Raw genomic sequence first — 22,409 nt, 5'->3', positions numbered from 1 at the left:
CTTCGATACGAGCCGCAGACCGCAACCCAGCGCGTAGCCCGGATAAGCGAAGCGCATCCGGGGATCCCGGTGCGTCCCGAGCCAACTGCCCAACGCCAGCCCACGGAACAACCTACTCGCGCGGAAAGGGCGTCACCCGCTTGATCTCGCAACCGCGTCCATACGCCGCCGTGGGCGGACCGCCCATGCGGCTGAAGCCGCCCGACGCATCGTCGACCAGCACCACCCTGTCTCCGGGATACCCGCACACTGCAGCGCCGCCGTTCCGTGACAACAGCCGGATCGAGCGGACGCCGGACAGATCCGGGCACCGGGTGGCCGTCTCCACGCGGTAGTACCGATGCCCGGCATGGCGTCGTGGCGAAACCTCGACCACCAGCCCGTCGGCGTCCTCGCGCCAGCCGCGCAGGAAGCGGGCGTCGACGCAGTAATCGGTGGTTCCGCGGATCTCCCGCCAATGCCGGCCCCGCACCTGGACCCGCTCCAGCGTCGCGCTCGATTGTGCAGGCGAATCTTGCACACGCAGCGCATCGGCCAACTCCGGCGCCGACAGCGTACGCATCCGGATCACCGGGCAGGTGGCGCTCCCGCTGCGCACCAACATGCGTCCACCCGGGCAGGCCCAATCGTTCGGGGCGAGGACGACCAGATCCACGCCTTCGGCGAGCACCGGGCAGTCGGTATCCAGTTCCAGGCGTACCCCCACTTGCGCGTCCGCGTGGATCACGAGCTCGCGTTCCCCGATCCGCCACCCGCCATCGAGTGCGTGCAGATCGATGCAGCCTGCGGCGGGCGGCTCACGCGTCGCCGCAGGCTGCGACCATGGCAACAGCCAGACGCCCAGCGCCACGACGATCCATCGTTTCATTCCTTGTCCTGCCACCTTGTTCCCCACAAGCGTTGCGTCGCACGAAGACCTCGACAGTCGCACGTCGACACGAACGAAATGACCTCGTGCGCACTTCGGCACGGAGCCGCGCGCGGATTCCTCAATCTGCGATTGGCACTCTCATTCTGCCTCTGCTGGATGACCACGCTCACGCTCCCGGCACGCGGTCGGCTCAGGCAGAGCGTACCCGCCCCACACCCCGCAGCGAACCCCGCGTAGCCCGGATAAGCGAAGCGCATCCAGGGCAGGTGGACCGGAGCACGCCGGCATCTCCGGATGCGCTTCGCTTATCCGAGCTACGGGTCCGGGCCATGGCATGCGTGCCGCGGCCGGCTAGTCCAGATCGGTCTGGATCCAGCGCGGCGAATGATGGATGTCGATCGTCTGCAGGCGGCCGGGGCCGAGATTCTCGAACCTGTGTGGAATCCCGGCGGGGCCGAGGACGATCTCGCCGGCCGCCGCCTCGATGACCGTATCTCCGACGAAGAACCGGGCGCGCCCTTCGGTCACGATGAAGGTCTCGTCGTACGGATGCACGTGAAGGCGCGGGCCCGCACCCGGCGTATCCGTTCCGTACGCGAGCACGGTGACGTCTCCTCCCATGGCGATTCCTTCGACCGAACCGCGCCAGGGGCCTTCACCGGCCGGATCGAACAGCCTCGCCTGCGCTGGAGGTCGCGCATCCGGCCTGACGCTGGATGGGTCGAAGTCCTTGCGCGCCATGTGGTGGTCTCCCGATCGATTCAATCCGGGAACGGTAACGGCGCCCGGCGCCGGAGGGAAGTTTTCCGACAGCCCGACGCGGCCGTTCCTTCGTGCCGGGGACCCGTGCATGCGGCAAGCTGACGTCTCATCATCGCAAGGACGCGATCATGCCCCGCCCGCCCCGCATCGACCTGCCCGGTGTTCCGCAACATATCGTCCAGCGCGCCAGCGACCGCCAGCCATGCTTCGGCTCCGACGTCGACCGTGTCCGCTACCTGCAGTACCTGTGTGAGCTCGCCCGTCGCGAATACTGCAGCGTCCACGCGTACGTGCTGATGCCCCATCACGTCCACCTGCTGGTGACGCCGATGGCGCCCGGGCATCTGGCGCGGCTGATGCAGGCGCTCGGATGCGGTTACGCGAGGTACTTCAATGACCGCTACAGCCGCACGGGCACGCTCTGGCACCGCCGGTACAAGGCGTGTCCGGTCATGGACGACACCTACGTCCTGCGCTGCCAGCGCGACATCGAACTCCAGCCCCTGCGCGCGCGCATGGTCGTGGATCCGGCGCACTACCGCTGGTCCAGCCATCGCGGCAATACCGTGCCGCCCGGCGATCCCCTGCTCACCCCGCATCGCGCCTGGACCGCACTCGGGCCGGACGTCGCCGCGCGACGGCGTGCGTGGCGGGCAATGGTCACGCAGGTCGTCGACCCCGACGAGACCGCCGCGATCCATCTGCACCTGCAGCGCCAGCATCTCCATGGGCCGGATCGCTTGCGCGACGCCCTCGACGCTTGACCCGGCCGGATCGACGGGCCGCGCAGGACCGTACGCGCCAGGCGCGCGTCATCGACGCGCACGGAGGGGTGGACGATCGGGCCCCGACCGCCTCCGCGTGCGCGATCCCCACCGCCCGGATTGCAGTGACAACCGCGCCCGGGTACCGGCCCGCGGACACTTCCGCCTGCGGTGGATCAGGCGCACCCTTGTCGCAACGAATGTCCACTCCGGCGCCGGGCCCCTGACCAATGAAGTCGATCCTCATCCTCCTTGCCAACGGGGCGCTCGCGTTCGCCGGCCCTGCAACCGCGCAGGATGGCCGGGAGCAATGGCCCGAAGGCAGTGCGCGGCACACGCTGCTGGTCGAGGCGGAGCGCGAACAGGCCCTGCGCCCGGCCCTGGATGCGGCCTACGCGCGCCTGCTCGCTGCGTTCGACGACACGGCCGACGATCCCGCTCCGCTCGCCCAGGCCGTCGCCGCACAGCAACAGGCGTGGCTGGCGTACCGGGACAGCGATTGCCAGCTGGCCGGCATGCTCACCGGCGCGGGCGGCGCGTGGCCGCACGTCCATGCCCTGACGTGCAGCAACGCCTTGCTCGCGCAGCGCACCGCGGTGCTCGACACGGCTGCCGCCTGCCTGCAGCGCCTGCCCGTGGAGCGCTATCCGTCCGACGAGGAAGCATGCCTGCAGCCGCTGGTCGACGGGAAAACGGGGGAACCGTAGCGGGCCAGCAGTACAAGCCGCGAATGACTCCGGCCCCTGCTGACGTTACCTCTTGCGCGCCAGCACCGTGCGCCAGCTGCCGCCTCGCCCCTCCCGCGCCTCGTCCCAAGCGACCTCGAACTCCGCCTGCGTCAGGCGCGCATCCATGGCCACCACCGTCCAGCGCACCACGCGGTAGTCGCCGGCACTGCCATGCTCCCACGCGTCGTCTTCGCCTTCCGGATACATCAGGAGCAGCGCGCCATCCGTCTCCAGCGCTCCCGCCAGCTTGCGCAGGATTCCCTCCAGCCGGCTACGCGCGAAATGCTGCAGCACGCAGAGCATCATCACGCCGCCGTAGCGCCCCTGGATCGGATCGGCGAGCAGATCGAGCCGGTCGCAGCGCTTGCCGCGCTCCGCCTGGAACTCGCAGAAGGCCATGGCGGCGTCGGTGCGATGCACGTCGATGCCCAGCGCCTCCAGTGCATCGGCATCCCATCCGGGGCCCGACCCGATCTCCAGCACGCGCCCCGCCGGGCCAACGGCCCCGGCGAGCCGATGCAGCGCGTCGGCACTGGCCGATGGACGCCCGTCCACCGTGGACACGTACTCGCCCGCAGTGCGTTCGTAGTCGGCGACGGCGCGCCGGTTCTCGCCAACCCGATCACTGGACATGAGACATGCGCTCCACGACGTCGGAGGCGTGGAGTATGCCGGTCGGGCGTCGCATCGGACGGATCCGTGCATACGTGTTGATGATCGACGACGTCCACCTGCTGGTCACCCGATGGCAACCCGGTCACACGGCGCGCATGATACAGACGCTGAAGCGTGGCCCGAGCGATCCATCAACGCCCATGACCATCGTACCGTTACGTCGTTGGAAGTCCGGTACAGGGCCTGCCCATTCATGGCGGACCACTATCTGCCGCGCTGCCATCGCTACATCGAACTCGACCGCAAGGTGCACGCATGTCGAGAAGCCGGCGCATGACCGCTGCTCCATCCATAGCGGCATCACAGCCCCACTATCGCCCGGCCACCGCGCCGAACCGCTGCCGGTATGCCGTTGGACTCGTGCCCAGGCGTTGCCTGAAGTGGTGCCGCAGCGTGGTTGCGGTGCCGAAGCCGCACTTCTCCGCGATGCGGTCCACAGGAAGGCGGGTGTTTTCCAGCATCTCCTGCGCGTGCTGCACGCGTGCACCGGTGAGCCAGTCGTGCGGCGAGGTGCCGGTGGCCGCCTGGAAGTGGCGCAGGAAGCTGCGCTCGCTCATGGCGAGTTGCGAGGCCAGGTCGGCGACGGTGTGCGGACGGTCCAGGCTGCGGCGCATGCGATCGAGCAGCGGCGAGAGCCGGTCGCGGCCCGGTGCCGCGACCGGCCGCTGCACGAACTGCGCCTGCCCGCCTTCGCGGTGCGGCGGCACCACCAGGCGGCGCGCGACGGTGTTGGCCATCCGGCTGCCGAAGTCGCGGCGGACGAGGTGCAGCATCAGGTCGAGGCCCGCTGCGCTGCCGGCGGATGTCAGGACCTGGCCGTTGTCGACATAGAGCACGTCGGGATCGACGTGGACGCGCGGAAAGCAGGTGCGCAGGGTCTGCGCGTAGCGCCAGTGGGTGGTGGCGCGGTGACCGTCGAGCAGGCCGGTGGCGGCCAGCACGAATGCGCCCGAGCAGATCGACAGCAGACGCGCACCCTTGCGATGGGCGCTGCGCAGCGCGGCGACCAGGACGTCGGGCACGGGAACGTCGACGCCGGGCCAGCCCGGGATGACGATCGTGCCGACGTTGCGAAGCCGCGCCAGGCCACCGGCCGGCACCACGCTGCCGCCGAAGGGCGTGCGCACCGGGCCGCCGTCGAGCGAGACGGTCCTCAGCGTGTACCAGTCCGGGCCGGCTTCCGGGCGGTGCAGGCCGAAGACTTCCGCGACGCAGGCGAACTCGAACAGGCACAGGCCGTCGTACACCAGCACGGCGACGTTCCGGTTGGGCGCGGGCGCGATGTCCGTGGGCCGGTTCGACGCCGGTCGATCCTGCGCCGACCGACGCGTTGTCCGGGACTCGCGGCTGGCCCGGGCCGGCCCTGGCGGCATTTGATCGCTGGTTGGCATTCCCGCCACTCTACGCCGCGCGCCTGCGCCCGCACAATCGGTCCCGTCCCGACCGCAATCGCCGACGCACGTTCCCGACGAGGCCGCACATGCGCAACGCCGTCACCGCCGATCGAGCCGCACCCGCCGACGAGGCGCTGATCCATTTCCAGCGGCAGTTCGCCTTCGAGACCGACTGCTGGGACGTCCACGAAGCGCTTCGCAGTGGCAGCCCTGATTTCGTGCTGCTGGATGTGCGGGGTGCGGAGGCCTACGCCGCCGGCCACGTGCCGGGTGCGATCCACCTGCCCCACGGCAAGATCATCGCCTCGCGCCTGGACGCGTGGCCGCGGGAGACGCTGTTCGTCGCCTACTGCGCAGGGCCGCACTGCAATGGCGCGGCGCGCGCGGCGGTGCGTCTTGCTGGCCTGGGACGGGCGGTCAAGATCATGACCGGCGGCATCACCGGCTGGATCGACGAAGGGTTCGCCCTGGCCGGCGATGGCACATGAGTCTCGAGGTCCGACGCGCCGCGCCCGACGACCTGGCAGCCCTGCTCGAGCTGGTGCAGGCGCATGCGGCCTTCGAGCGCGCGCGTCCGCCGGCGGCGACCAGGGCGGGACTGGACGCGGCCCTGTTCGAACGGAGCGCAGCACCGGCGCACCTGCTCGCATGGATCGCGGCTCGCGGTGACACCGCCATCGGCTACCTCACAGCCACCCGCGATTTCTCCACCTGGCGCTGTGCACCGTTCCTGCACATGGACTGCCTCTACGTGGCCGAAGGCCATCGCAGCGACGGCGTGGGCGCGAGCCTGTTCGCCGCCCTGCTCGACTTCGCACGGGATGCGCGCATCGACGAGATCCAGTGGCAGACCCCGCACTGGAACCATCGCGCGGCACGCTTCTATCGCCGCCTCGGGGCGACAGGCGTGGGGAAGCTGCGCTTTCGCTACTCCCCGCCCGGGATCTAGCGGAAATGCGGCAGACCGGTTCCGTTGCCTCGCGCCCCGAGACGTTGGACGCCGACCGTCCATCGTCACGACACCACCAGGGCTGCGGGACCGTGCGCCATACCCACCGCCCTCCCGCGGGCACCGTCGGGAGTGGCGGATCCCATTCACGGAGAGCGCAGATGGCCCAATACATCGTCGAAACGCTCTGGTCGCGCGGCGACCAGGTCTTCCTCGACCATCGCTACAGCAGGCGACACATCCTGCGCTTCGATGCCGGGATCGACGTTCCGGGATCGTCGTCGCCCCATGTGGTGCCGGTGCCCTGCTCCGACCCGGACGCGATCGACCCGGAGGAAACGTTCGTGTCCTCCCTCTCCAGTTGCCACATGCTGCTGTTCCTCTCCATCGCGGCTAAACGCAGGTATGTCGTCGATGCCTACCAGGACACGGCCATCGGCGTCCTGGACAAGGACCCGGCGGGGCATATCTGGATGTCCTCGGTCACGCTGAAACCCGCGGTGGTTTTCTCGGGCGAGCGGCGTCCGGCCCGGCTGGAGATCGATCGGATGCACCGGGACGCCCATCACCAGTGCTACATCGCGAACTCCGTCAGGACCGTCGTCGCCTGCGAGCCCGCGCATGCCGACGGACCCTGACGGCATGCTGGTCATGCACATCATTCGAGCCGACCGCGCCGCCACCGATCCGCGGCCATCTACCGGCTGGGAGCGGCGACGCGATCCGCCGTCCCGAATCCGCACCGCAGATCGGTCCGGTCCACATCAGGGGAGCACAGGAGGCATCGGCAATTCAGTGGCGCAAGCCAGCGGGACTGTTCGTGCGCAGCCTGGCGGCGCCTGGAGCCCTGCTGGGGGCGATCGGCGTACTGTGGACGCTCCAGGGCGCCGGGCTGGTCCACATCGAGCCGGTGGCCTGCGCGGCCAGTTGCGAGACCATCAAGGGCGTGTCCGCAATGTGGATCTGTGCCGGCATCGCATCGATGACAGTAGGTCTCGCGTTGGTGTGGCACGCGATACACCGGCTGCGGCGCGGGCCCCACGCCCCCGGTTCCCAGCGCTAGTCAGGCAGAGCGCCGACACGCGCCGTGCAGTCGTCCGGTTGGAATCTGACGGCGCGGACCGGATCCAATGCTGCAGCCCGCACGGGAATCACGCCATGCGTTCTTCGATCTTCACCAACATCATCCTCGGCACCAACGACCTCGGCAGGGCCGAAGTGTTCTACGACGGGCTGCTCGCATGCTTCGATGCCAGGCAGGCCCTGAAGACCGCCCGCTCGATTCTCTGGACGCCGGCCGGTGGCGGGAGTGGCCTGGCCGTGTGCATGCCCTACCCTACGACGGTCGACCCGCAACCAACGGCAACGGCACGATGGTGGGCCTTCGCGCCGGCTCCCCGGCTGAAGTCGCCTTCATCCACGCGACCGCACTGGCACTGGGCGGCACTTGCGAGGGGCCTCCCGGCGAGCGCAGGCCCGGAACGCATGCCGCGTATTTCCGTGATCCGGACCGAAACAAGTTGGGCGTGTTCCACGTCCAGGCCGATATCCGCGCGCAAGCGCCATGACATGACGAGCGCGCTGTCGCGCAGGAGGCTTCGAATGCAACGCAGGGCATTTCTCTCGACGCTGGCGGCGTCTTCGATCAGCCTGGCCCTGCCCGGCTGCGCTGGACGCACACGACCCGGCGGCCCGGCAGGTGCGCGGGTCATGACCGTGAAGGGTCCGGTTGACGTGGCCGAGATGGGGATCACGCTCGTGCACGAGCATCTCTATGCCGACCTGCGTCCCCACGCCGAACAGGCGGCCCAACCGATCACGCCGGACATCGATGATGTCGTCGAGGTGGTGCTGCCGCACCTGCAGGAGATCCACCGCCTCGGTTGCCGGACGCTGATCGACTGCACGGCGACCACACTGGGGCGCAATCCCCTGCTGATCCGCCGCCTGTCCGACGCCAGCGGGCTGCACATGGTCACCGCGACCGGCGCGTATGTCGCCGTGGGCGGACGGTTCACACCGCCCTATGTGGTAGACGAGGGCGACGAACAGCTCGCCGCGCGCTGGACCGGCGAATGGCGGCACGGCATCGACGGCACCGACGTGCGTCCTGGGCTGGTCAAGCTGGGCCTCGAGGGTGACCCGCTCAGCGAGCTCGAACGCAAGGTGGTGCGCGCGGCCGCGATGACCCATCTCGAGACGGGCCTCACCATCGCAGCGCATATCGGCCCCTGGGACGCGGTGGCGCCCGGCCGCAATGCACGCTGCGCGTTCGAGCAGCTCGACCTGCTGGAGGCGGCGGGCGTGTCGCCTACGGCCTGGTTCTGGGTGCACGCCCAGAACGAAACCCTGGCCGACCAGCACGTGCGCGCGGCGCAGCGCGGCGCCTGGGTCTCGTTCGACGGGTTCCGCCCTGGCCAGGTCGACACCTACCTGGCGCTGGTCCAGCGCATGCGCGCGCATGGCCTGCTGCACAGGGTGCTGCTCTCGCAGGATGCAGGCTGGTACAACGCCGGCGCGCCGGGCGGCGGCGAGTTCCATCCATTCCATCCCGTGTTCACCGAACTGGTGCCGGCCCTGCGGTCGAATGGCTTCGGCGACGACGACATCGATCTGCTGTTCGTGCGCAATCCCGCGCAGGCATTTGCGTACGGCACGAAGCGCCGCTGAGCCCCCCGGGGCCCCATCGGTTCGACCGTGGAGGATTGGACCCGGAATTGCGCACCCAACAACGTAGCCCGCTTCGGGGCAGGTGCCGGGACGTCCTGTCGTGGGCGAGGGCATGTCGAACCTGACCGCGGTGTCCGCGCCGGATCCGGCTATCCTGCGCGACACCGCCATCAGGGAGCTCCGCCGGAATGGAGATGCAACTGCAGATCGAGTCGCGCAGGCAGGATTCGGCCCCCACGATCGTCGCCATCCCGCTTTCCGATGCGGCCGGATGTCCATCCGACGCATCCGGGGATTCCGACATCTCCGAGGCGTTGTGCCTGCGCGTGCTGGAATCCCTGCGGGATTCGCTGGCGGAGCTGACGCACGCATCGCACGACGGCGCCGTGTCCACGTTCGGCTTCCAGCTGCGATCAGTGGACGGGGACGGCCATGCGGAGACGGAATGGTCGGAGGCCGGGTTCTGCGAACAGGCCGCCCGGTTTGAGTCCCTGCACCCGGCGCTGCATGCCTATGCCGTCGCGACCGGAAATGGCGCGCACGGCAGCAGGATGTGGGCGGATGCGGAAACGCCCGCCGGCACGGCGGCCATGCGGGCCCTGGTGGAGCGCGACCGCGCCTGGATCCCCGCCTACGTGGAGTTCCTGCGCAGCTGCGACATGGACCACGAGGTGGACCAGTGGGGCGACATGGACGCGGTGGTCGAGCGCTACGGCTGGCAGCCGGACACCTGCGCGCTGGCGGCCGCCCGCCTGGCGAGTTGCCATGGCCAGCACGGCGAGGAGCAGTTTTCCAGCTGGCTGGACGCCGGCCTGCGTGAGTACATCGACACCCGCGAGGGGCGTGCGGCGTTCCTGGCCGCGGCCGAGGCGGAGTTCGACGCCGACAGCCCGCAGCGGCGTCGACACCTGGCGCTCGCGCGCGAAGCCTTCTGCGACGATGCCGACTTCTGGCTGGATTTCTTCGCCCCGGTCCTCGAGGAGGCCGAACTGGACGCGCTGCGGCGGCATGCGCATGCTCGGTGGGACAGGAGCCGCGCGTCGGCGGCCTGAACTGCAACTCGAACCGGGCCCTTGGACCGCGACCGCCACCGCTGTTGGAAACTCCGCACGTAGCCCGGATAAGCGAAGCGCATTCGGGTGGACGCGTGATCACGACCTGCCGTGAGACCCGGATGCGCTTCGCTTATCCGGGCTACGGCCGCGGTGGTGGACGATTTCAAGCGCGCTTGCCGTCCGCGACAGCGCCTGGCGATACGCTCGAGCGGCCGTCGCCGCGTTCCTCAGCCGTGGCAATGGCGCCGGTGGCAGGCGGGAATCTGGGGACATCCCTAGCCTGCGTGCCGCAAGCCGCATCCATCCTCGAGCCGTGCAGGAAGTCTTGGGCCACCTATCCGAGTGCACTCAGACCTGCGACTCCGGCAGACGCCGGAGTCGTGTTTCAGGCCTGGAACCGAACAGCGCGGCCGCCCTACCCCGAAATCTCCCGCACCGCACGCACGGCGCGATCGACTTCGTCGCCCGTGTTCACCAGGCTCGGTGCCAGCCGCGCATAGGTGATCGCGTAGGGGCTGGTGCTGGCGATGATCCGACGCGCCAGCAGTTGCTTTACCACTTCCGCCGGCGCCACACCCTCCACCTCGAACGACACCAGCCCCGCCGACAGTTCGCCGGACATCGGGGTGTGCAACTTCACCTTGGGGTTGGACGCCAGCCCGGCCTTGCACTGGTCGTTGAGTTCGCGGATGCGCGCGGCGACCCGTGCGCGCCCCATCTGCCGGTGCATGCGGAACGCCGCGGCGGTCGCCCACTGGTGTTCGTAGGCGTGGAAGCCGCCCGGGCTCATGCGGTCGGCGGTGGTAGGCGTGGCCGGCGCCACGTTGCGTTCCCAGGCAATGTACTGGTCGAAGTCGGTGAAGCTCGGGATCAGCGGGCGCAGCCGCGCCCAGTTCTCCGCATTGGCCCACACCAGGCCGGTGCCGCGCGGCGCGAACATCCACTTGTGGGTGCCGGCGCAGAAATAGTCGCAGCCCATCGTCGCCACGGTCTCGTCGGTGGACCCGAGGCCGTGCACACCGTCCACCACCAGCACCAGCGGCGGTCCGGGACGCGCACGCAGCGCCGCGGCGATCTCGCGGATCGGCAGGCGGATGCCGCTGTTCGAATGCACCCAGGTGAGCCCCACCACCCGCGTCTTCGGTCCGATGCCCTCGAGCAGCGCGTCGATGATCGATTCAATGGTGGCCGACGCCGCGTCCGCGAACAGCGGCACCATGCGCATGCTCGCGCCGGCGCGATCGACGGCCAGGCGGATCGACTCGTGGTGCGAGTAGTGGTCGTGCGTGGTGCACAGCACCTCGTCGCCGGCCTTCAGCGGCAGGCCCTGGTACACCAGCGCCAGGCCCGTGGTCGTGTTGCCGGTCAGGCAGACGTCCTGCGGCCGCGCGCCGAGATAATCGGCGATTTCCTCCTGCACCTGCACGTGCAGGTTGTCCGCCCCTTCCGAGAACATGCCGTGCTCGACGGTGACGAAGGGATTGCGGTCGATCGCGCGGCGGTAGCCCTCGATCGCCGCCTGCACCGGCGCCGGGTGGCTCGCGATGAAGAAGCTGGCGAAGTGCATCCAGTCCGGATCCAGCGCGAACTGGGCGCGGACGGCCTCCCAGGTGGAAAGGTCCGCCACGGGCGGCGCCTCCGCCTCCAGCGCCGCCATCAGGCTCCCCGGCAGCAGGGCGGTGGACAGGGCGGCCGGCGCCGCCAGGAACCCGCGTCGCGTGATGGGCATGAGCGTCTCCCTGGCTGGCCCCGCGGGGCCGATGACGGGTCAACGCGAGCGGCGGCCGGGAGCGGTCAGACGACCCGGACCGAAACCGCGGTCCGACACGCACCGTGGAATCCGACCCGTGCGCGGTCTTCCAGCTCTCACCCGACCCAGGCTGCTGCCGCCTCGCCCACGCCCTTCAGCACCGCTTCGTCCCCGGGACGGATGCGCCCGGAATACACGGGATGCTCGAAATAGCCGGTGACCACCAGCGGTGCGCGTGCGCCCGGCGGGAACAGGATCGCCACGTCGTTGGTCTTGTTGCCGACACCCTCGCGCATGCCCGTGCCGGTCTTGTCGAGTCCGCGCCAGCCGGGCGGCAGGCCCGCGCGGATGCGCTGCATGCCGGTGCGCGTGGCCTCCATCCAGCCGTGCAGCCGCTCGCGGCTGCCGGCGGCGAGCACGTCGCCGAGCACGATCCGCTGCAGGGTGCCGGCCATCGCCCGGGGCGTGGTGCTGTTCTGCTGCGTGCCCGGCGGGATGACGTTGATCTCGGGCTCGTAGCCGTCGATGCGGCTGACCTCGTCGCCGAGCCCGCGCCAGAACCGGGTCAGCGCCTCCGGGCCACCGAGCCGGCGCATCAGCACGTTGGCCGCTCCATTGTCGCTCGTCACCTGGATCGCTTCGGCCAACGCGACGACGGGCAGCGCGCCCTTGTCGAGGTTGGCTTCGAGCACCGGCGAGTGGAACATGAGGTCCGCGCGACCGAAGGCGAGCGGCTCGTCCAGGTCGATGCGACCGGCATCGGACTCGTGCAGGGCCATGGCGGCGAGCGAAAGCTTGAACGTCGAGCAATGGCAGAAGCGCTCGTCGCTGCGCAGGCCGAAGCTGCGGCCGCTGCCGGTGTCGAGCACGAACGCACCGAGCCGCCCGCCCGCCTGCCGTTCCAGCGCCTGCAGGCGCGCAACCGGATCGGCCGCCGTCCCCCGCGAACCGGCAAGCGCCGGCGCGCACAGCGCCGCGATCGCCCCGAGCATGAAACTGCGCCGGCCGATCATGGCCCGGCTCCATCGGGCTCCAGGGCGCCGGGGGCGGCGGAGACCACGCATGGCGGCATCCGCCGCGCATGCAGGCGGCCGCCACCGCGCGCGTGGTGGATCGCTATCATTTCGCACAGTCGCATCGTCTTCCTCGCTCGTCGGGGGCTCCAGACTGCGACCTGATCGACGCTCCCACAATCGATCATTTCTAGAACCAGCCAATAGAAAAATCGGAGGCTTCCCTGAATCGCGCGCAACTGCCGCTCAACGCCCTGCGCGCCTTCGAGGCGTCGGCACGACACCTGAGCTTCACCCGTGCAGGGCTGGAACTGTGCGTCGGCCAGGCTGCGGTGAGCCACCAGGTCAACCGGCTCGAGGCGCTGCTCGGCGTGCGCCTGTTCCACCGCCTGCCGCGCGGCCTGGCGCTGACCGACGAGGGCGCCGCGCTGGTGCCCATGCTCGTCGACAGCTTCGACCGCATGGCGGCGATGCTCGACCGCTACGCCAGCGGGCAGCCGCGCGAGCCGCTGACGCTCGGCGTGGTGGGCACGTTCGCCATCGGCTGGCTGCTGCCGCGCCTGGACGCATTCACCGCCGCGCATCCCTTCGTCGACGTGCGGCTGCGCACCCACAACAACCGTGTCGACCTCGCCGGCGAGGGGCTGGACTACGCGATCCGTTTCGGGGATGGCGCCTGGCACGGGGTCGATGCCGATCCGCTGCTTGCCGCACCGCTGACACCGATGCTTGCCCCGCGCCTGGCCGGGCGTTGCCGCTCGCCGGCGGCGCTCGCGGGCACCACGCTGCTGCGCTCGTATCGCGCCGACGAGTGGCCGCGCTGGTTCGCCGCCGTCCACCTCGCCTGCCCGCCTCTCGCCGGGCCAGTGTTCGACTCGTCGGTGACGATGGCCGCCGCCGCGCGGGCGGGCGCCGGCGTCGCGCTGTTGCCCCCGGCCATGTTCGCCGATGCGCTGGAAGACGGATCGCTGGTCGCCCCGTTCGCAGAAGGCATCGACACCGGGCGCTACTGGCTCACGCGCCTGAAGACCCGCACGCCGGGCCCGGCCATGCGCGCGTTCCGGGACTGGCTGGTGGGCGCGTGCGAACCGCCAACACCGGCGCAGTAACGCCTCGAACGCCTTCCACCCGTAGCCCGGATAAGCGAAGCGCATCCGGGAATCGCGGCAGATCAGGGCGCGCGCAGACCCGGGTGCGCTTCGCTTATCCGGGCTACGGTGTGGTGCCAAGCCCCCGTCGGCCGCACACCGGCCGGCACAGTCTCCGGAACGACCGATCCCACCGCCCATGCGTGGCTTGATGTAGTCTTCCGTCTGCAGCGAAGGACACCGCAGTCCTTCGCCTATGGCAAGGACGCAACATCGGTTCGCATGGAGCAAGCGACGTGGCGACGACTCCGGAGTTCCGCCTTCCCAACGACCCGCGACACCCGGACCACGAGATGTTCGTGCGCCTCCGGGAAGGGGTGCACGGCCTGGGTCGATGGACCTCGTCCGAGTCCGCGAACATCGCCGCTGCGCTCTACGTCGATCTGCGGGCCAAACAACCTGACATGGCGGCACGGGACATCGGCCCGGTCATCCCCGGTGATCCGCAGGCGCAGGTCCCTTCGCTGTTCGTCACGCCGCGCCACGGGTATCACCATCATTCCGGCGATCCTGTCGCGCTGGTCTTCAGCGCGCCGATCGCCATGGCGCAAAGGCCGGCCGACGATACGCTGGCGCCGCTGCGGCGACAGGTGACGATCGATGCCGACGGCTACCTGACCGATCCGGGCATCGTGCACACGCCGATCGAGCGGATCAGCCATGGACCGATGCCGCAGGTGAACGCCATCGTGCTGCATCGCACGGAATCCAGTACCGCCGGCAGCACGCTCGCGACCTGGCGCAATCGCGATGCGGGCACCGGCGCGCATTTCCTGATCGATCGCGACGGCGCGATCCACCAGACCGTCAGTGTCGACCGGCAAGCCTGGCACGTCGGGGCCATTCGCTCACGCGGCGAGGTCGAGGGCACGATCCCGGACGAGGACCAGCGCCAGCTCGTGGCGGCCCGCAACGGGCAGTCGGAGTGGCGCGGTCCCGCGGTGCGCGCCGTGAGCCGGATCGAATCCTCCAGGCCGTATCCGGAACGCTACCCCACCAATGCCGACAGCATCGGCATCGAAGTGGTCGGCCGCTACCGGCCCGCCACGCAGACATGGGACGCGCCGACCCCCGAGCAAGCCGCTGCGATCACGCGTTTGATGGGTGTACTCCAGCGCAACTTCGCGCTCAACGATCAGGATGTATACGAACATGACGTCATCTCGAGAAAGACGCCCGGCGAAGGCGCGGGTCTGTATGCGCCGGGTGTCGCGCGCGATGTGGATTCCCCTGCTCGCGACATTGGCGGCGTGCCAGTCCCCGGCGTCGAGCGATAGCCGCGGTGCGATCCCGACACGCGCCGCGTCGATCAAGGTATTGGACGTGACGGCGGCCGAGTACCGCCCGACCGGGGCCGCGCCTGCAGCGCCCGACGAGGCGGCGCTCTGCCAGGGCTGGGCGCTCGATGCGCATCAGCTCGAGGTGTTCTTCGCCCTGTCGAGACCCCTGGCGGAAGGCGAACTGCACGACTTCGACTGGTTGCCCTGCTCGATCCGTGGGCGCCTGCGGGCCGAGGGGCGCGAGTGGACGTTCGAGGTGAACGCGGCCGCCACCAGCATCTGGCGCAGTGGAGACGAGACCCGGCTGCTGGGCTGCGACCGTCGCGAATGCGAGACCTACGTGTTGCTCATGCCGGAGCGAACGCGGGACTGACGCGCGAGGGGCGACTGATCAGGACCGTAGCCCGGATAAGCGAAGCGCATCCGGGTCTGCAGCGCGTCGAGTCTGTCGCGGTCCCGGATGCGCTTCGCTTATCCGGGCTACGCGACGGGGCCAGACCTCGGTTCAACGGCACCGGGCGGCGCGGACTCCGCGGCGACAGGTAGTGCGTCCATGAGAACTTCGCGTGACGATTCGGATGGCGGCGCTGACAACGCTGTACATCGCGCGCGGCTGTGAGCCGGGACACGAATTCAGGTTGGCGATTGGGTTTGACTGCACGGGTCGCCGCGACATCGAGGACTGCGGCGACTTCCCCCTACGTGGCGTGCAGCGACCGCCCCCGCGGTCCTTACCCACCTCGCAAGTCCAAGGAGACTGTTCATGAAGAACTTCCTGTCCCCCCGTCGCAGCAGGCTCGGACGCGCCGTGCTGCTGTCCCTGGCCACCGCGGCTTCCGCTGTCATGCTGTCCGCCGCCACCGTGTCGGCGAGCGACAGGTTCGACCCGGCGCTCAGCGCCGCGATCGAACGCGACCTCGGCATCGCGCCGGCGCAAGCCGCGCAGTACCTGCGCACCGAACGCCTGGCCGAACAGAACGAGGCGCTCGCACGCCGCCAGCTCGGCGACGACTATGCCGGCAGCTGGATCGAACGGCGCGACGACGGCCGCTTCGTCTTCGTCGTGGCCGCCAGCGGCCTGTCGGCGGCGAAGGCTGCGCTGCCCGGCGAGATCGAGGTGCGCAACGTCCGCCACAGCCTCAGGGAACTGGAGACGGCGAAGACCGCGCTCGACGACCTGGTGCGGCAATCGGCCAAGGGCATGGCGCCACTGCGCGGCGTGCACGCCTGGCACGTGGACCCGCAGAGCAACAGCGTGGTGGTCGCGGTCGCGCCCGATTCGCTGGCCAAGGGCATCGACCTGGTCGCGCGCAGCCGGGCCGATACCAGCGCGATCCGGTTCGAGACCATGGTCGGCGAGCCGGAACTGTTCGCCACCATCCGCGGCGGCATCGAGTACGTGATCAACAACCAGTACCTGTGTTCGGTCGGGTTCTCCGTGACGCGCGGCAGCACCAAGGGCTTCGCCACCGCCGGCCACTGCGGCAACGCCGGCAACAGCGTGCGCGTGAGCAACCAGAACGTCGGCTCGTTCGCCCAGTCCAACTTCCCCGGCACCGACCGCGCCTGGGTGCAGGTGGGCAGTGCGCACACGCTGCAGCCGTGGGTCAGCAACTGGAGCGGCGGCAACGTGGTCGTGCGCGGCAGCACCGAGGCCGCGACCGGCGCGTCGCTGTGCCGTTCCGGCCGCACCACCGGCTACCGGTGCGGCACCATCACCGCCAAGAACGTCACCGTGAACTACGCCGAAGGCGCCGTTTTCGGACTCACCCAGTCCAACGCCTGCGCCGGCGGTGGCGATTCGGGTGGCTCCTGGATCACCGGTGCCGGACAGGCGCAGGGCGTGACCTCCGGCGGCAACCGCGCCTCGGGCAGCAACAGCAACTGCAGCCTGCCCACCTCGCAGCGACGCACGTACTTCGACCGGATCAACCCGATCCTGAGCCAGTACGGCCTGAGCCTGGTACGCGGTTGAGGCACGGCGGAGGCGCGCAGGGATGCGCGCCTCCGCACAAGCCTGACAGCGGGGCCTGAAATCGGGGGCAGAGTCGACTGTCCTGCGGATTCGCGGTCTGCCCAGACAAGTCCGACAGCCGGTCGCAATGGGCGCCGGCCGTTGCGCGCGCGCAGCGCAGCCGGGCAGGACGAAGGACCACCGCAGCGCGTGCCGCGGCTCATCGGAAACAGTGGCTCTGCCCCACGCCTGCCTCGATGTGCAGAAGAAAATCCGATCCAGCTGATGCCCACCTTGCCGACGCCCATGGATCAGGCCATCGGCCGTTTGATTCAGCCCAGCGCCCGTTCGATCCGGTCCTGCAGCGCACGCCCCTCGGGCGTCGACGCGATGCCGGTGCGGTCGTCGTCGTAGATCGGCTCGAGGTAGCCGGCCAGCGACTGCTGCGCCTCGGGCGAGTCCGCCAAAGCATCGAGGAAGGCGCTAGCAGTCGCGCTCGCGGCAGGGTCGCCGGCGTGGATCGCGTCGCGGTTCTGCGCGGCGAAGGCGTAGACGATCTCGTCGGCTGCCAGCCGCTCCGGCGCATGCGCGCCCACGGCGAGGATCACGTCCATGCCAGCGGGCGTCAGCGCCAGCGTGGCGTAGTCGTCGTGCCAGGGCGACACCCCACCGCCGGGCGTGGTGGAGAGGTTGTCGAAGAAGGCATTGGCCGCGCCTTCGCGCTGGTCTTCCGGCAGGCTCGCGAACACGCTCTCGACGAAGTCCGCATCCACGTTGCCCGTCTCGGCGTTGCCGGCCAGGTCCGTGCCGAGCGCAACGACGTCGACGTTTCCGTCCGCGTCGGTGTGCCGCTCGACCAGGTCCGCGGGCGCGAGCGTGTCGGCGCCGACGGTGAGCGATCCCTCCACCGACACGCCGGAATCGCCCCAGATCAGTCCGGGCAGGCCGCCGTCGCCCTGCGCAAGCGAGATCGGGCTGGCGCCACTGACGTTGGGATCGTAGCCGTAGACCAACTGCTGGTCGCCGCCGTCCACCGTGGCCAGCACTTCGTAGCCGGGGAACGCGTCGTGGTCGCCCGAGGTGGTCACCGTCCAGGTCCCGTCGGGATTCGGCCGCATCTCCACGGTGACGTCGTAGGTGATGCCGGGCGCCACGCCCACCAGCGGGTTGGGGCTCTGGCCGGTGAGCTGGACCACGATCGTGCCGTCTTCGCGTACCTCCACCACCTCGGCCTGCAGGTCGCTCTCGGAGGCCTCGCCCGTCTCGATGACTTCGCCGTCGTCACCGAGCCGGTGCGTCTCGCCGGTGTCGGCGTCGATCTCCACCCGGTAGCCGCCCGGCGCGCTCGGATCCTCGTAGACCTGGATGGTCTGCTGCGTGCGCTGCGTGCCGTCCTCGCCAAGGCTGCGGCCGTCACCCGCGAACGTCCCGCCGCCGGGCACGAACCAGGGCGTGGACACCTGGTCCTGCGGGATGAAGCTGTTGACCTCCACCTCCAGCGCCGGCGTCTCGCCGGTGCCGCCCTGCTGCGGCAGCACCACCGGACGGCCCGCTGGCACGGAAGCGGCGCGCAGGACGGCGGCATCCAGGTCGGGAAGGCGGGGAAGCGAGGGGCCGATGCCGCTGGTGCTCATGTGCAGGTACTCCGGGAACGATGCGCCCTACGTTGGCGCAGCGGCCGCGGCCCGGCAATCGGGACTCACCCTAGATCCGGTGGATCGGATCAGGCCGAGCGAAGAATGGAAGCCTGCGGCGTGCTGTCTTCCGTGCCTGCTGAGGAATGAACAAGCCGACGCCGATCCCGATCCTGGCCCCGTCCCTTCTCGACGGCACCGGGTTTTCCCCAGTTGTCATCGGGCGTGGCGCTGCGCAGGCTGGACGCCGTTGCCCGCTACGCACGCATCCGCGTCTGGAGGTCCGATGGCTCTCACACCCCGCACCCCGATCGGCATCGTCGCCGCCACCGCGATAGGCGTGACCCTCGGGTGGTCGGTGCCGGTGTCGTCGGCGCAGTCCAAGCCCTACCTGGCCTGCACTGCGGACCGCATGGGCTCCGGCTACCTGGGCGTCTGTTCGGCGTCCAGCAGCGGCAACTACTATCGGATGTACGTCCGCTGCCGGTCGTCGACCGGCCGATCGTCTCTCGAGGTCTCGCGGCTTGCTCCACAGGGCGCCCCGGTGCTGGTGGAATGCAGGGGCAGTTCGCCGACATCGCGCTACTTCCGCGTCTACACGGTCTGACGATCGCATCACCGACGTGGGGGACTGAACCTGCACAACCGGATCCGTCTTCGTCAGTGAAGGTCCGGCGGCACCACAGAGGCGCGCCTTCCGGCGCGCCTCTCTCATTGTCCTTTCGCAAGCCGGGCGCGATACGCCTCCAGCGAGGCCGGGCGGCCCAGGAATCCTTCCACCAACGCGGCGGCCGGCATCGAACCGCCGGGCCCCAGCACCTTGTCGCGATAGTCGCGCGCCACGGCCGGATTGCGGACGCCCTCGCGTTCGAAACGCGCGAACATGTCCAGCGCCAGCGTCTGCGACCACATGTACGTGTAGTACGTGCCCGGGTACGGCGCCAGGTGCGGGAACGCATTCTGCGGCTGCACGCCCGCCGGATACGGCAGCAGGGCGTAGGCGTCGTAGGCCCGCGTGAACCGCGCGGTCAGGTCCGCTTCCGGCGGCCCCAGGTACATCGCCAGCGAGGCATTGGCCAGGCTGATCTGGCGCCTGTCGCGCAGGGCCTCGCCGAAGTAGCGCGCACGATTCATCCGCTCGACCAGTTCGCGGGGAATGGTCCGCCCGCTCTCGTCCACGGCGAAACGCGCCAGCGTGTCGTAATCCCAGATGAAGTTCTCCAGCATCTTCGATGGCGCCTCCATGAAATCCGGCTCCAGGTTGCCCATCGCCGACAGCGCGTAGCGCTTGCCGCCGGAGAGCATCGCGTGGATCAGGTGGCCGTATTCGTGGAGGAAGACCTCGACGTCACGATGCTCCATCAGGCCCGTCTCGTGGCCGCCGGCGGGGAAACTGGTGACCAGGGCCGCCACCGGGATGGACCCGCCCGCCACGCCCGGGCGGATTCCGAACACCGCGGCATGGTTGAACTTGCCCGGTCGCGGATGCGTATCGAAATAGAACCGGCCGATGACCTGGCCGCCGTCCAGCATCTCGTAGCTTTCCACCGACGGGTCCCACACCGGCGTCCGCCACGGCCGGATCTCGACGCCCATCAGGTCGCGGGTGAGCTGCAGCAGGCCGTCGCGTACGTGGTCGTAGGAGAAGTAGCGCCGCACCTCCTGCGGATCGAGGTCGTACTCCTCCTTCTTGATCAGCTGGGTGAGATACGCCTCGCTCCACATCGGGACCGTCGTCGCGCCCGGCTGCTCGCGCTGCAGGCGTTGCAGCATCCGTGCAAGGTCGGCGCGCGCGGGACCATCGCCTGCACGCGCCAGTTCGGCCAGGAACGACTGCACCCTGGCCGGGCTGTCGACCATCGAGCCCTCCTGGTGCAGGCTGGGGAAATCGGGGCGGCCGAGCAAGCGCGCCAGTGCATCGCGCTGGGCGATGAGCTCGCGCAGGACAGCATCGTTTTCCGGGGCGCGGGTCTGGTTCGCTTCGTTCAACCGTCGGCGCAGCGCGTCGCTGCGCGCATAGTTCATTACCGGCGTCAGGTCGGGGGTGTCGGTGGAGATCACCACCCTGCCGTCGGCCCCCGCCTTGCGTGCCGCGAGATAGTCGGCCGGCAGACCCTCCAGTTCGGCCGGCTCCGCGACCACCGTGCGTCGGCCGTTGGCGATGTTCTCGGCGAAACGGATCTCGAGCGCGGTGATCGCATCGTTCAGCGTCGCGATCCGGGTGCGTGTCGCCTCGTCCCGCGACACGCCCGCGCGGTCGAAGTCGGCCAGGCGGCGCGTGAGCACATGCCGGGTCTCCGCATCCGCGTCGGCCAGGGGAATGGCTTTCAGGCGATCATGGATCCGGCGCGACAGCTGCATCGCATCCTGTGCCTGCGTGGCCCGCTGCAGGCACGCGCGCCCCGCCGCGCGGATCGCCGCATCCGGCGAGGTCGAGGCCAGCAGGTTGGCGTCGCGCCTCGCCGCGCCCACCACCGTCCACAAGTCGTCGTATTGGCGCAGGGTGCCCAGCGACGGGGTGGCCTGGTCCGTCTCGAGCGCATCGCGCAAGTCGCTGGCCTGGGCGAGCAGGCGATCGCAGGTCTGGTCGACCATCTCGACACTCGCGGGCGTCAGCATGGGCTCGACCGTGAGCCTGGCGGACGCGGCAGGCTGCCCGTGTGCAGGCACGGCGGCCGCGACCAGGCACGACAACAACACGATGCGATGCATCAGGCTTCTCCCCGGACGAAGCCGCAGCGTACAGCCTGGGCGCGGCGGGTGCCGGTTCGGTCACACCGACAGGCCCTTGGGGACACTGCGATAGTAGGGGCGCGCCCCGCCCGCTCCCGGGGGATGACTCGGCGCGCTGGGGAAGGTCGCGCTGCCAATCTCCTGCAACGCACAGGCACAGGAATCCTTCGACCGTGGCCTCGCGCTGCTGCTCAGTGACTGTCCCCAGATGGAGGCCAACAGCATTGCGAGCGCAAGCGAGAGCACGACGACGCTGATCACGACAAGCACGACGGTAACGAAGGTCTGGACCATGCCCGCTGGATAGCCGCCGCGACGCGGCCACCGCAGCATGATAGCCATTGCCAGAGAGCGGACGATCGGGGCCACTCCATTCCTCTTCTGAAGTTCGACAGGTCGGGTTGATCACCGTTCCCTTTGTTCTATAGTTCGGGTTCCACAGGGGGAACCGACATGAATCGTATGATCCGGGGCGCGGCCATCTTGGCCGCCTTGCTGCTGTCTGCCTGCGCCACGCACCAGGACGTGCTGCTTGCGAAATCAGTGCCGCCACCGATCGTCACCGTCGCTGCCGTCGCGTCCGATGGCAATTCACCAGAGATGGATGCGAGCGTGCGAAATGCATTGATCCAGAATGGATTCTCCGTCCAGGCTCCTCTCCCCGCAGGCACACGCACCTCCGACCAGGTGGATGCCCTCGTGACCTACGTGGACGTCTGGCGCTGGGACATCGTGATGTACCTGCAGTCGGTGGCGATCAAGCTCTTCGATGCCCGCACTGGCGACCTGCTCGTCACAGGCGACTGGAAGAACTCCGCGTTCCACGGGTACCAGGACGAAGACAGCATCGTGCGCGGGCTGATCACCGACATGGCGACCCGGTTGAAGACAGCGACACCATCTCCCGCGGCGGCGCGCGAGGCGGCCGATGCGCAGCGAAGCGCCGATGCCGCGAAGGCTGCCGTCGGGGAATGACCTGATAAACGGAGTGCACCGAACTGCCGTTTCGAGCGCTGCGAGAGATCCTCG

General features: G+C 69.5%; 22 protein-coding genes. 13 read left to right on the top strand and 9 right to left on the bottom strand.

Annotated elements, in window-relative coordinates:
* Positions 1–112 precede the first annotated feature (112 nt).
* Together QFW81_RS05735 and QFW81_RS05730 are read right to left on the bottom strand one after the other, a co-directional pair.
* Positions 113–868 carry a hypothetical protein gene (locus QFW81_RS05735; protein ID WP_280577691.1) on the bottom strand — a complete coding sequence of 252 codons (756 nt, stop codon included), beginning with the start codon at positions 866–868 and terminating at the stop codon, positions 113–115.
* A gap of 354 nt (positions 869–1,222) precedes the next feature.
* Positions 1,223–1,612, bottom strand: coding sequence for a cupin domain-containing protein (locus QFW81_RS05730; RefSeq protein WP_280577690.1), 390 nt, complete (start codon positions 1,610–1,612; stop codon positions 1,223–1,225).
* A gap of 149 nt (positions 1,613–1,761) precedes the next feature.
* Between QFW81_RS05730 and QFW81_RS05725 the strand changes: the two genes are divergently transcribed.
* Positions 1,762–2,397: a transposase gene (locus QFW81_RS05725; protein WP_280577689.1), complete on the top strand. Its 636-nt coding sequence runs from the start codon at positions 1,762–1,764 to the stop codon at positions 2,395–2,397.
* A 230-nt stretch (positions 2,398–2,627) separates the two neighbouring features.
* A complete protein-coding gene (locus QFW81_RS05720; protein WP_280577688.1) occupies positions 2,628–3,104 on the top strand; it encodes a lysozyme inhibitor LprI family protein in 477 nt (158 codons plus the stop codon).
* Positions 3,105–3,149: 45 nt separating this feature from the next.
* Here QFW81_RS05720 and QFW81_RS05715 read toward each other — a convergent pair whose 3' ends face one another.
* Positions 3,150–3,758, bottom strand: coding sequence for a class I SAM-dependent methyltransferase (locus tag QFW81_RS05715; RefSeq protein WP_280577687.1), 609 nt, complete (start codon positions 3,756–3,758; stop codon positions 3,150–3,152).
* Between the two features lie 353 nt (positions 3,759–4,111).
* Entirely contained in the window at positions 4,112–5,083 is a 972-nt protein-coding gene (gene ftrA, locus QFW81_RS05710; RefSeq protein WP_280578335.1) for a transcriptional regulator FtrA, read from the bottom strand.
* Between the two features lie 197 nt (positions 5,084–5,280).
* On the opposite strand from ftrA, the gene QFW81_RS05705 reads away from it, so the two are divergent.
* From QFW81_RS05705 to QFW81_RS05685, 5 genes are all read left to right on the top strand, one after another.
* Complete coding sequence (locus tag QFW81_RS05705; protein WP_280577686.1) at positions 5,281–5,682, top strand: rhodanese-like domain-containing protein; 402 nt, start codon at positions 5,281–5,283, stop codon at positions 5,680–5,682.
* Positions 5,679–6,143, top strand: a complete 465-nt coding sequence (locus QFW81_RS05700; protein WP_280577684.1) for a GNAT family N-acetyltransferase — start codon at positions 5,679–5,681, stop codon at positions 6,141–6,143. The genes QFW81_RS05705 and QFW81_RS05700 overlap by 4 nt, the downstream gene beginning before the upstream one ends.
* Positions 6,144–6,304: 161 nt before the next feature.
* Positions 6,305–6,781 (top strand): OsmC family protein, encoded by a 477-nt coding sequence (locus tag QFW81_RS05695; RefSeq protein ID WP_280577683.1) that lies wholly within the window; start codon positions 6,305–6,307, stop codon positions 6,779–6,781.
* Positions 6,782–7,853: 1,072 nt separating this feature from the next.
* Positions 7,854–8,813: a phosphotriesterase family protein gene (locus QFW81_RS05690; RefSeq protein ID WP_280577682.1), complete on the top strand. Its 960-nt coding sequence runs from the start codon at positions 7,854–7,856 to the stop codon at positions 8,811–8,813.
* 194 nt (positions 8,814–9,007) lie between these two features.
* Positions 9,008–9,865 carry a hypothetical protein gene (locus QFW81_RS05685; protein ID WP_280577681.1) on the top strand — a complete coding sequence of 286 codons (858 nt, stop codon included), beginning with the start codon at positions 9,008–9,010 and terminating at the stop codon, positions 9,863–9,865.
* Between the two features lie 418 nt (positions 9,866–10,283).
* On the opposite strand, the gene QFW81_RS05680 is transcribed toward QFW81_RS05685, so the two are convergent.
* Both QFW81_RS05680 and bla read right to left on the bottom strand, forming a co-directional pair.
* Complete coding sequence (locus QFW81_RS05680; RefSeq protein ID WP_280577680.1) at positions 10,284–11,597, bottom strand: aminotransferase class V-fold PLP-dependent enzyme; 1,314 nt, start codon at positions 11,595–11,597, stop codon at positions 10,284–10,286.
* Between the two features lie 137 nt (positions 11,598–11,734).
* A complete protein-coding gene (gene bla, locus QFW81_RS05675) occupies positions 11,735–12,631 on the bottom strand; it encodes a class A beta-lactamase (RefSeq protein ID WP_280577679.1) in 897 nt (298 codons plus the stop codon).
* A gap of 224 nt (positions 12,632–12,855) precedes the next feature.
* Between bla and QFW81_RS05670 the strand changes: the two genes are divergently transcribed.
* The 4 genes from QFW81_RS05670 to QFW81_RS05655 all read left to right on the top strand — a co-directional run bounded on the left by QFW81_RS05670 (position 12,856) and on the right by QFW81_RS05655 (position 17,034).
* On the top strand, positions 12,856–13,740 hold the full coding sequence (locus QFW81_RS05670; RefSeq protein WP_280578334.1) for a LysR substrate-binding domain-containing protein: 885 nt from the start codon (positions 12,856–12,858) through the stop codon (positions 13,738–13,740).
* 332 nt (positions 13,741–14,072) lie between these two features.
* A complete protein-coding gene (locus tag QFW81_RS05665; RefSeq protein WP_280577678.1) occupies positions 14,073–15,056 on the top strand; it encodes an N-acetylmuramoyl-L-alanine amidase in 984 nt (327 codons plus the stop codon).
* A gap of 46 nt (positions 15,057–15,102) precedes the next feature.
* Positions 15,103–15,432 carry a hypothetical protein gene (locus QFW81_RS05660; RefSeq protein WP_280577677.1) on the top strand — a complete coding sequence of 110 codons (330 nt, stop codon included), beginning with the start codon at positions 15,103–15,105 and terminating at the stop codon, positions 15,430–15,432.
* Between the two features lie 390 nt (positions 15,433–15,822).
* Positions 15,823–17,034 carry a S1 family peptidase gene (locus QFW81_RS05655; RefSeq protein ID WP_280577676.1) on the top strand — a complete coding sequence of 404 codons (1,212 nt, stop codon included), beginning with the start codon at positions 15,823–15,825 and terminating at the stop codon, positions 17,032–17,034.
* 311 nt (positions 17,035–17,345) lie between these two features.
* On the opposite strand, the gene QFW81_RS05650 is transcribed toward QFW81_RS05655, so the two are convergent.
* Positions 17,346–18,647: a DUF3238 domain-containing protein gene (locus QFW81_RS05650; RefSeq protein ID WP_280577675.1), complete on the bottom strand. Its 1,302-nt coding sequence runs from the start codon at positions 18,645–18,647 to the stop codon at positions 17,346–17,348.
* A 286-nt stretch (positions 18,648–18,933) separates the two neighbouring features.
* Between QFW81_RS05650 and QFW81_RS05645 the strand changes: the two genes are divergently transcribed.
* On the top strand, positions 18,934–19,254 hold the full coding sequence (locus QFW81_RS05645; RefSeq protein ID WP_280577674.1) for a hypothetical protein: 321 nt from the start codon (positions 18,934–18,936) through the stop codon (positions 19,252–19,254).
* 104 nt (positions 19,255–19,358) lie between these two features.
* Here QFW81_RS05645 and QFW81_RS05640 read toward each other — a convergent pair whose 3' ends face one another.
* A complete protein-coding gene (locus QFW81_RS05640; RefSeq protein WP_280577673.1) occupies positions 19,359–21,359 on the bottom strand; it encodes a M3 family metallopeptidase in 2,001 nt (666 codons plus the stop codon).
* Between the two features lie 60 nt (positions 21,360–21,419).
* Positions 21,420–21,749: a hypothetical protein gene (locus tag QFW81_RS05635; RefSeq protein ID WP_280577672.1), complete on the bottom strand. Its 330-nt coding sequence runs from the start codon at positions 21,747–21,749 to the stop codon at positions 21,420–21,422.
* An 84-nt stretch (positions 21,750–21,833) separates the two neighbouring features.
* Here QFW81_RS05635 and QFW81_RS05630 point away from each other — a divergent pair, with 84 nt between their 5' ends.
* Entirely contained in the window at positions 21,834–22,355 is a 522-nt protein-coding gene (locus tag QFW81_RS05630; protein WP_280577671.1) for a hypothetical protein, read from the top strand.
* Positions 22,356–22,409 lie beyond the last annotated feature (54 nt).

The organism is Luteimonas kalidii, assembly GCF_029887935.1.
GTDB lineage: Bacteria > Pseudomonadota > Gammaproteobacteria > Xanthomonadales > Xanthomonadaceae > Luteimonas > Luteimonas kalidii.
Note: the sequence above shows the minus strand (reverse complement) of the source record. Positions and strands in the feature narration are given on the sequence as shown.

Excerpts from the sequence above, each read along its gene's own strand:
- QFW81_RS05735 (WP_280577691.1), bottom strand. The coding sequence starts at position 868 with ATGAAACGATGGATCGTCGTGGCGCTGGGCGTCTGGCTGTTGCCATGG.
- QFW81_RS05730 (WP_280577690.1), bottom strand. The coding sequence starts at position 1,612 with ATGGCGCGCAAGGACTTCGACCCATCCAGCGTCAGGCCGGATGCGCGA.
- QFW81_RS05705 (WP_280577686.1), top strand. The coding sequence starts at position 5,281 with ATGCGCAACGCCGTCACCGCCGATCGAGCCGCACCCGCCGACGAGGCG.
- bla (WP_280577679.1), bottom strand. The coding sequence starts at position 12,631 with ATGATCGGCCGGCGCAGTTTCATGCTCGGGGCGATCGCGGCGCTGTGC.
- QFW81_RS05700 (WP_280577684.1), top strand. The coding sequence starts at position 5,679 with ATGAGTCTCGAGGTCCGACGCGCCGCGCCCGACGACCTGGCAGCCCTG.
- QFW81_RS05665 (WP_280577678.1), top strand. The coding sequence starts at position 14,073 with ATGTTCGTGCGCCTCCGGGAAGGGGTGCACGGCCTGGGTCGATGGACC.
- QFW81_RS05695 (WP_280577683.1), top strand. The coding sequence starts at position 6,305 with ATGGCCCAATACATCGTCGAAACGCTCTGGTCGCGCGGCGACCAGGTC.
- QFW81_RS05655 (WP_280577676.1), top strand. The coding sequence starts at position 15,823 with ATGAAGAACTTCCTGTCCCCCCGTCGCAGCAGGCTCGGACGCGCCGTG.
- QFW81_RS05715 (WP_280577687.1), bottom strand. The coding sequence starts at position 3,758 with ATGTCCAGTGATCGGGTTGGCGAGAACCGGCGCGCCGTCGCCGACTAC.
- QFW81_RS05725 (WP_280577689.1), top strand. The coding sequence starts at position 1,762 with ATGCCCCGCCCGCCCCGCATCGACCTGCCCGGTGTTCCGCAACATATC.
- QFW81_RS05630 (WP_280577671.1), top strand. The coding sequence starts at position 21,834 with ATGAATCGTATGATCCGGGGCGCGGCCATCTTGGCCGCCTTGCTGCTG.
- QFW81_RS05650 (WP_280577675.1), bottom strand. The coding sequence starts at position 18,647 with ATGAGCACCAGCGGCATCGGCCCCTCGCTTCCCCGCCTTCCCGACCTG.
- QFW81_RS05685 (WP_280577681.1), top strand. The coding sequence starts at position 9,008 with ATGCAACTGCAGATCGAGTCGCGCAGGCAGGATTCGGCCCCCACGATC.
- QFW81_RS05645 (WP_280577674.1), top strand. The coding sequence starts at position 18,934 with ATGGCTCTCACACCCCGCACCCCGATCGGCATCGTCGCCGCCACCGCG.
- QFW81_RS05720 (WP_280577688.1), top strand. The coding sequence starts at position 2,628 with ATGAAGTCGATCCTCATCCTCCTTGCCAACGGGGCGCTCGCGTTCGCC.
- QFW81_RS05640 (WP_280577673.1), bottom strand. The coding sequence starts at position 21,359 with ATGCATCGCATCGTGTTGTTGTCGTGCCTGGTCGCGGCCGCCGTGCCT.
- QFW81_RS05690 (WP_280577682.1), top strand. The coding sequence starts at position 7,854 with ATGACCGTGAAGGGTCCGGTTGACGTGGCCGAGATGGGGATCACGCTC.
- QFW81_RS05680 (WP_280577680.1), bottom strand. The coding sequence starts at position 11,597 with ATGCCCATCACGCGACGCGGGTTCCTGGCGGCGCCGGCCGCCCTGTCC.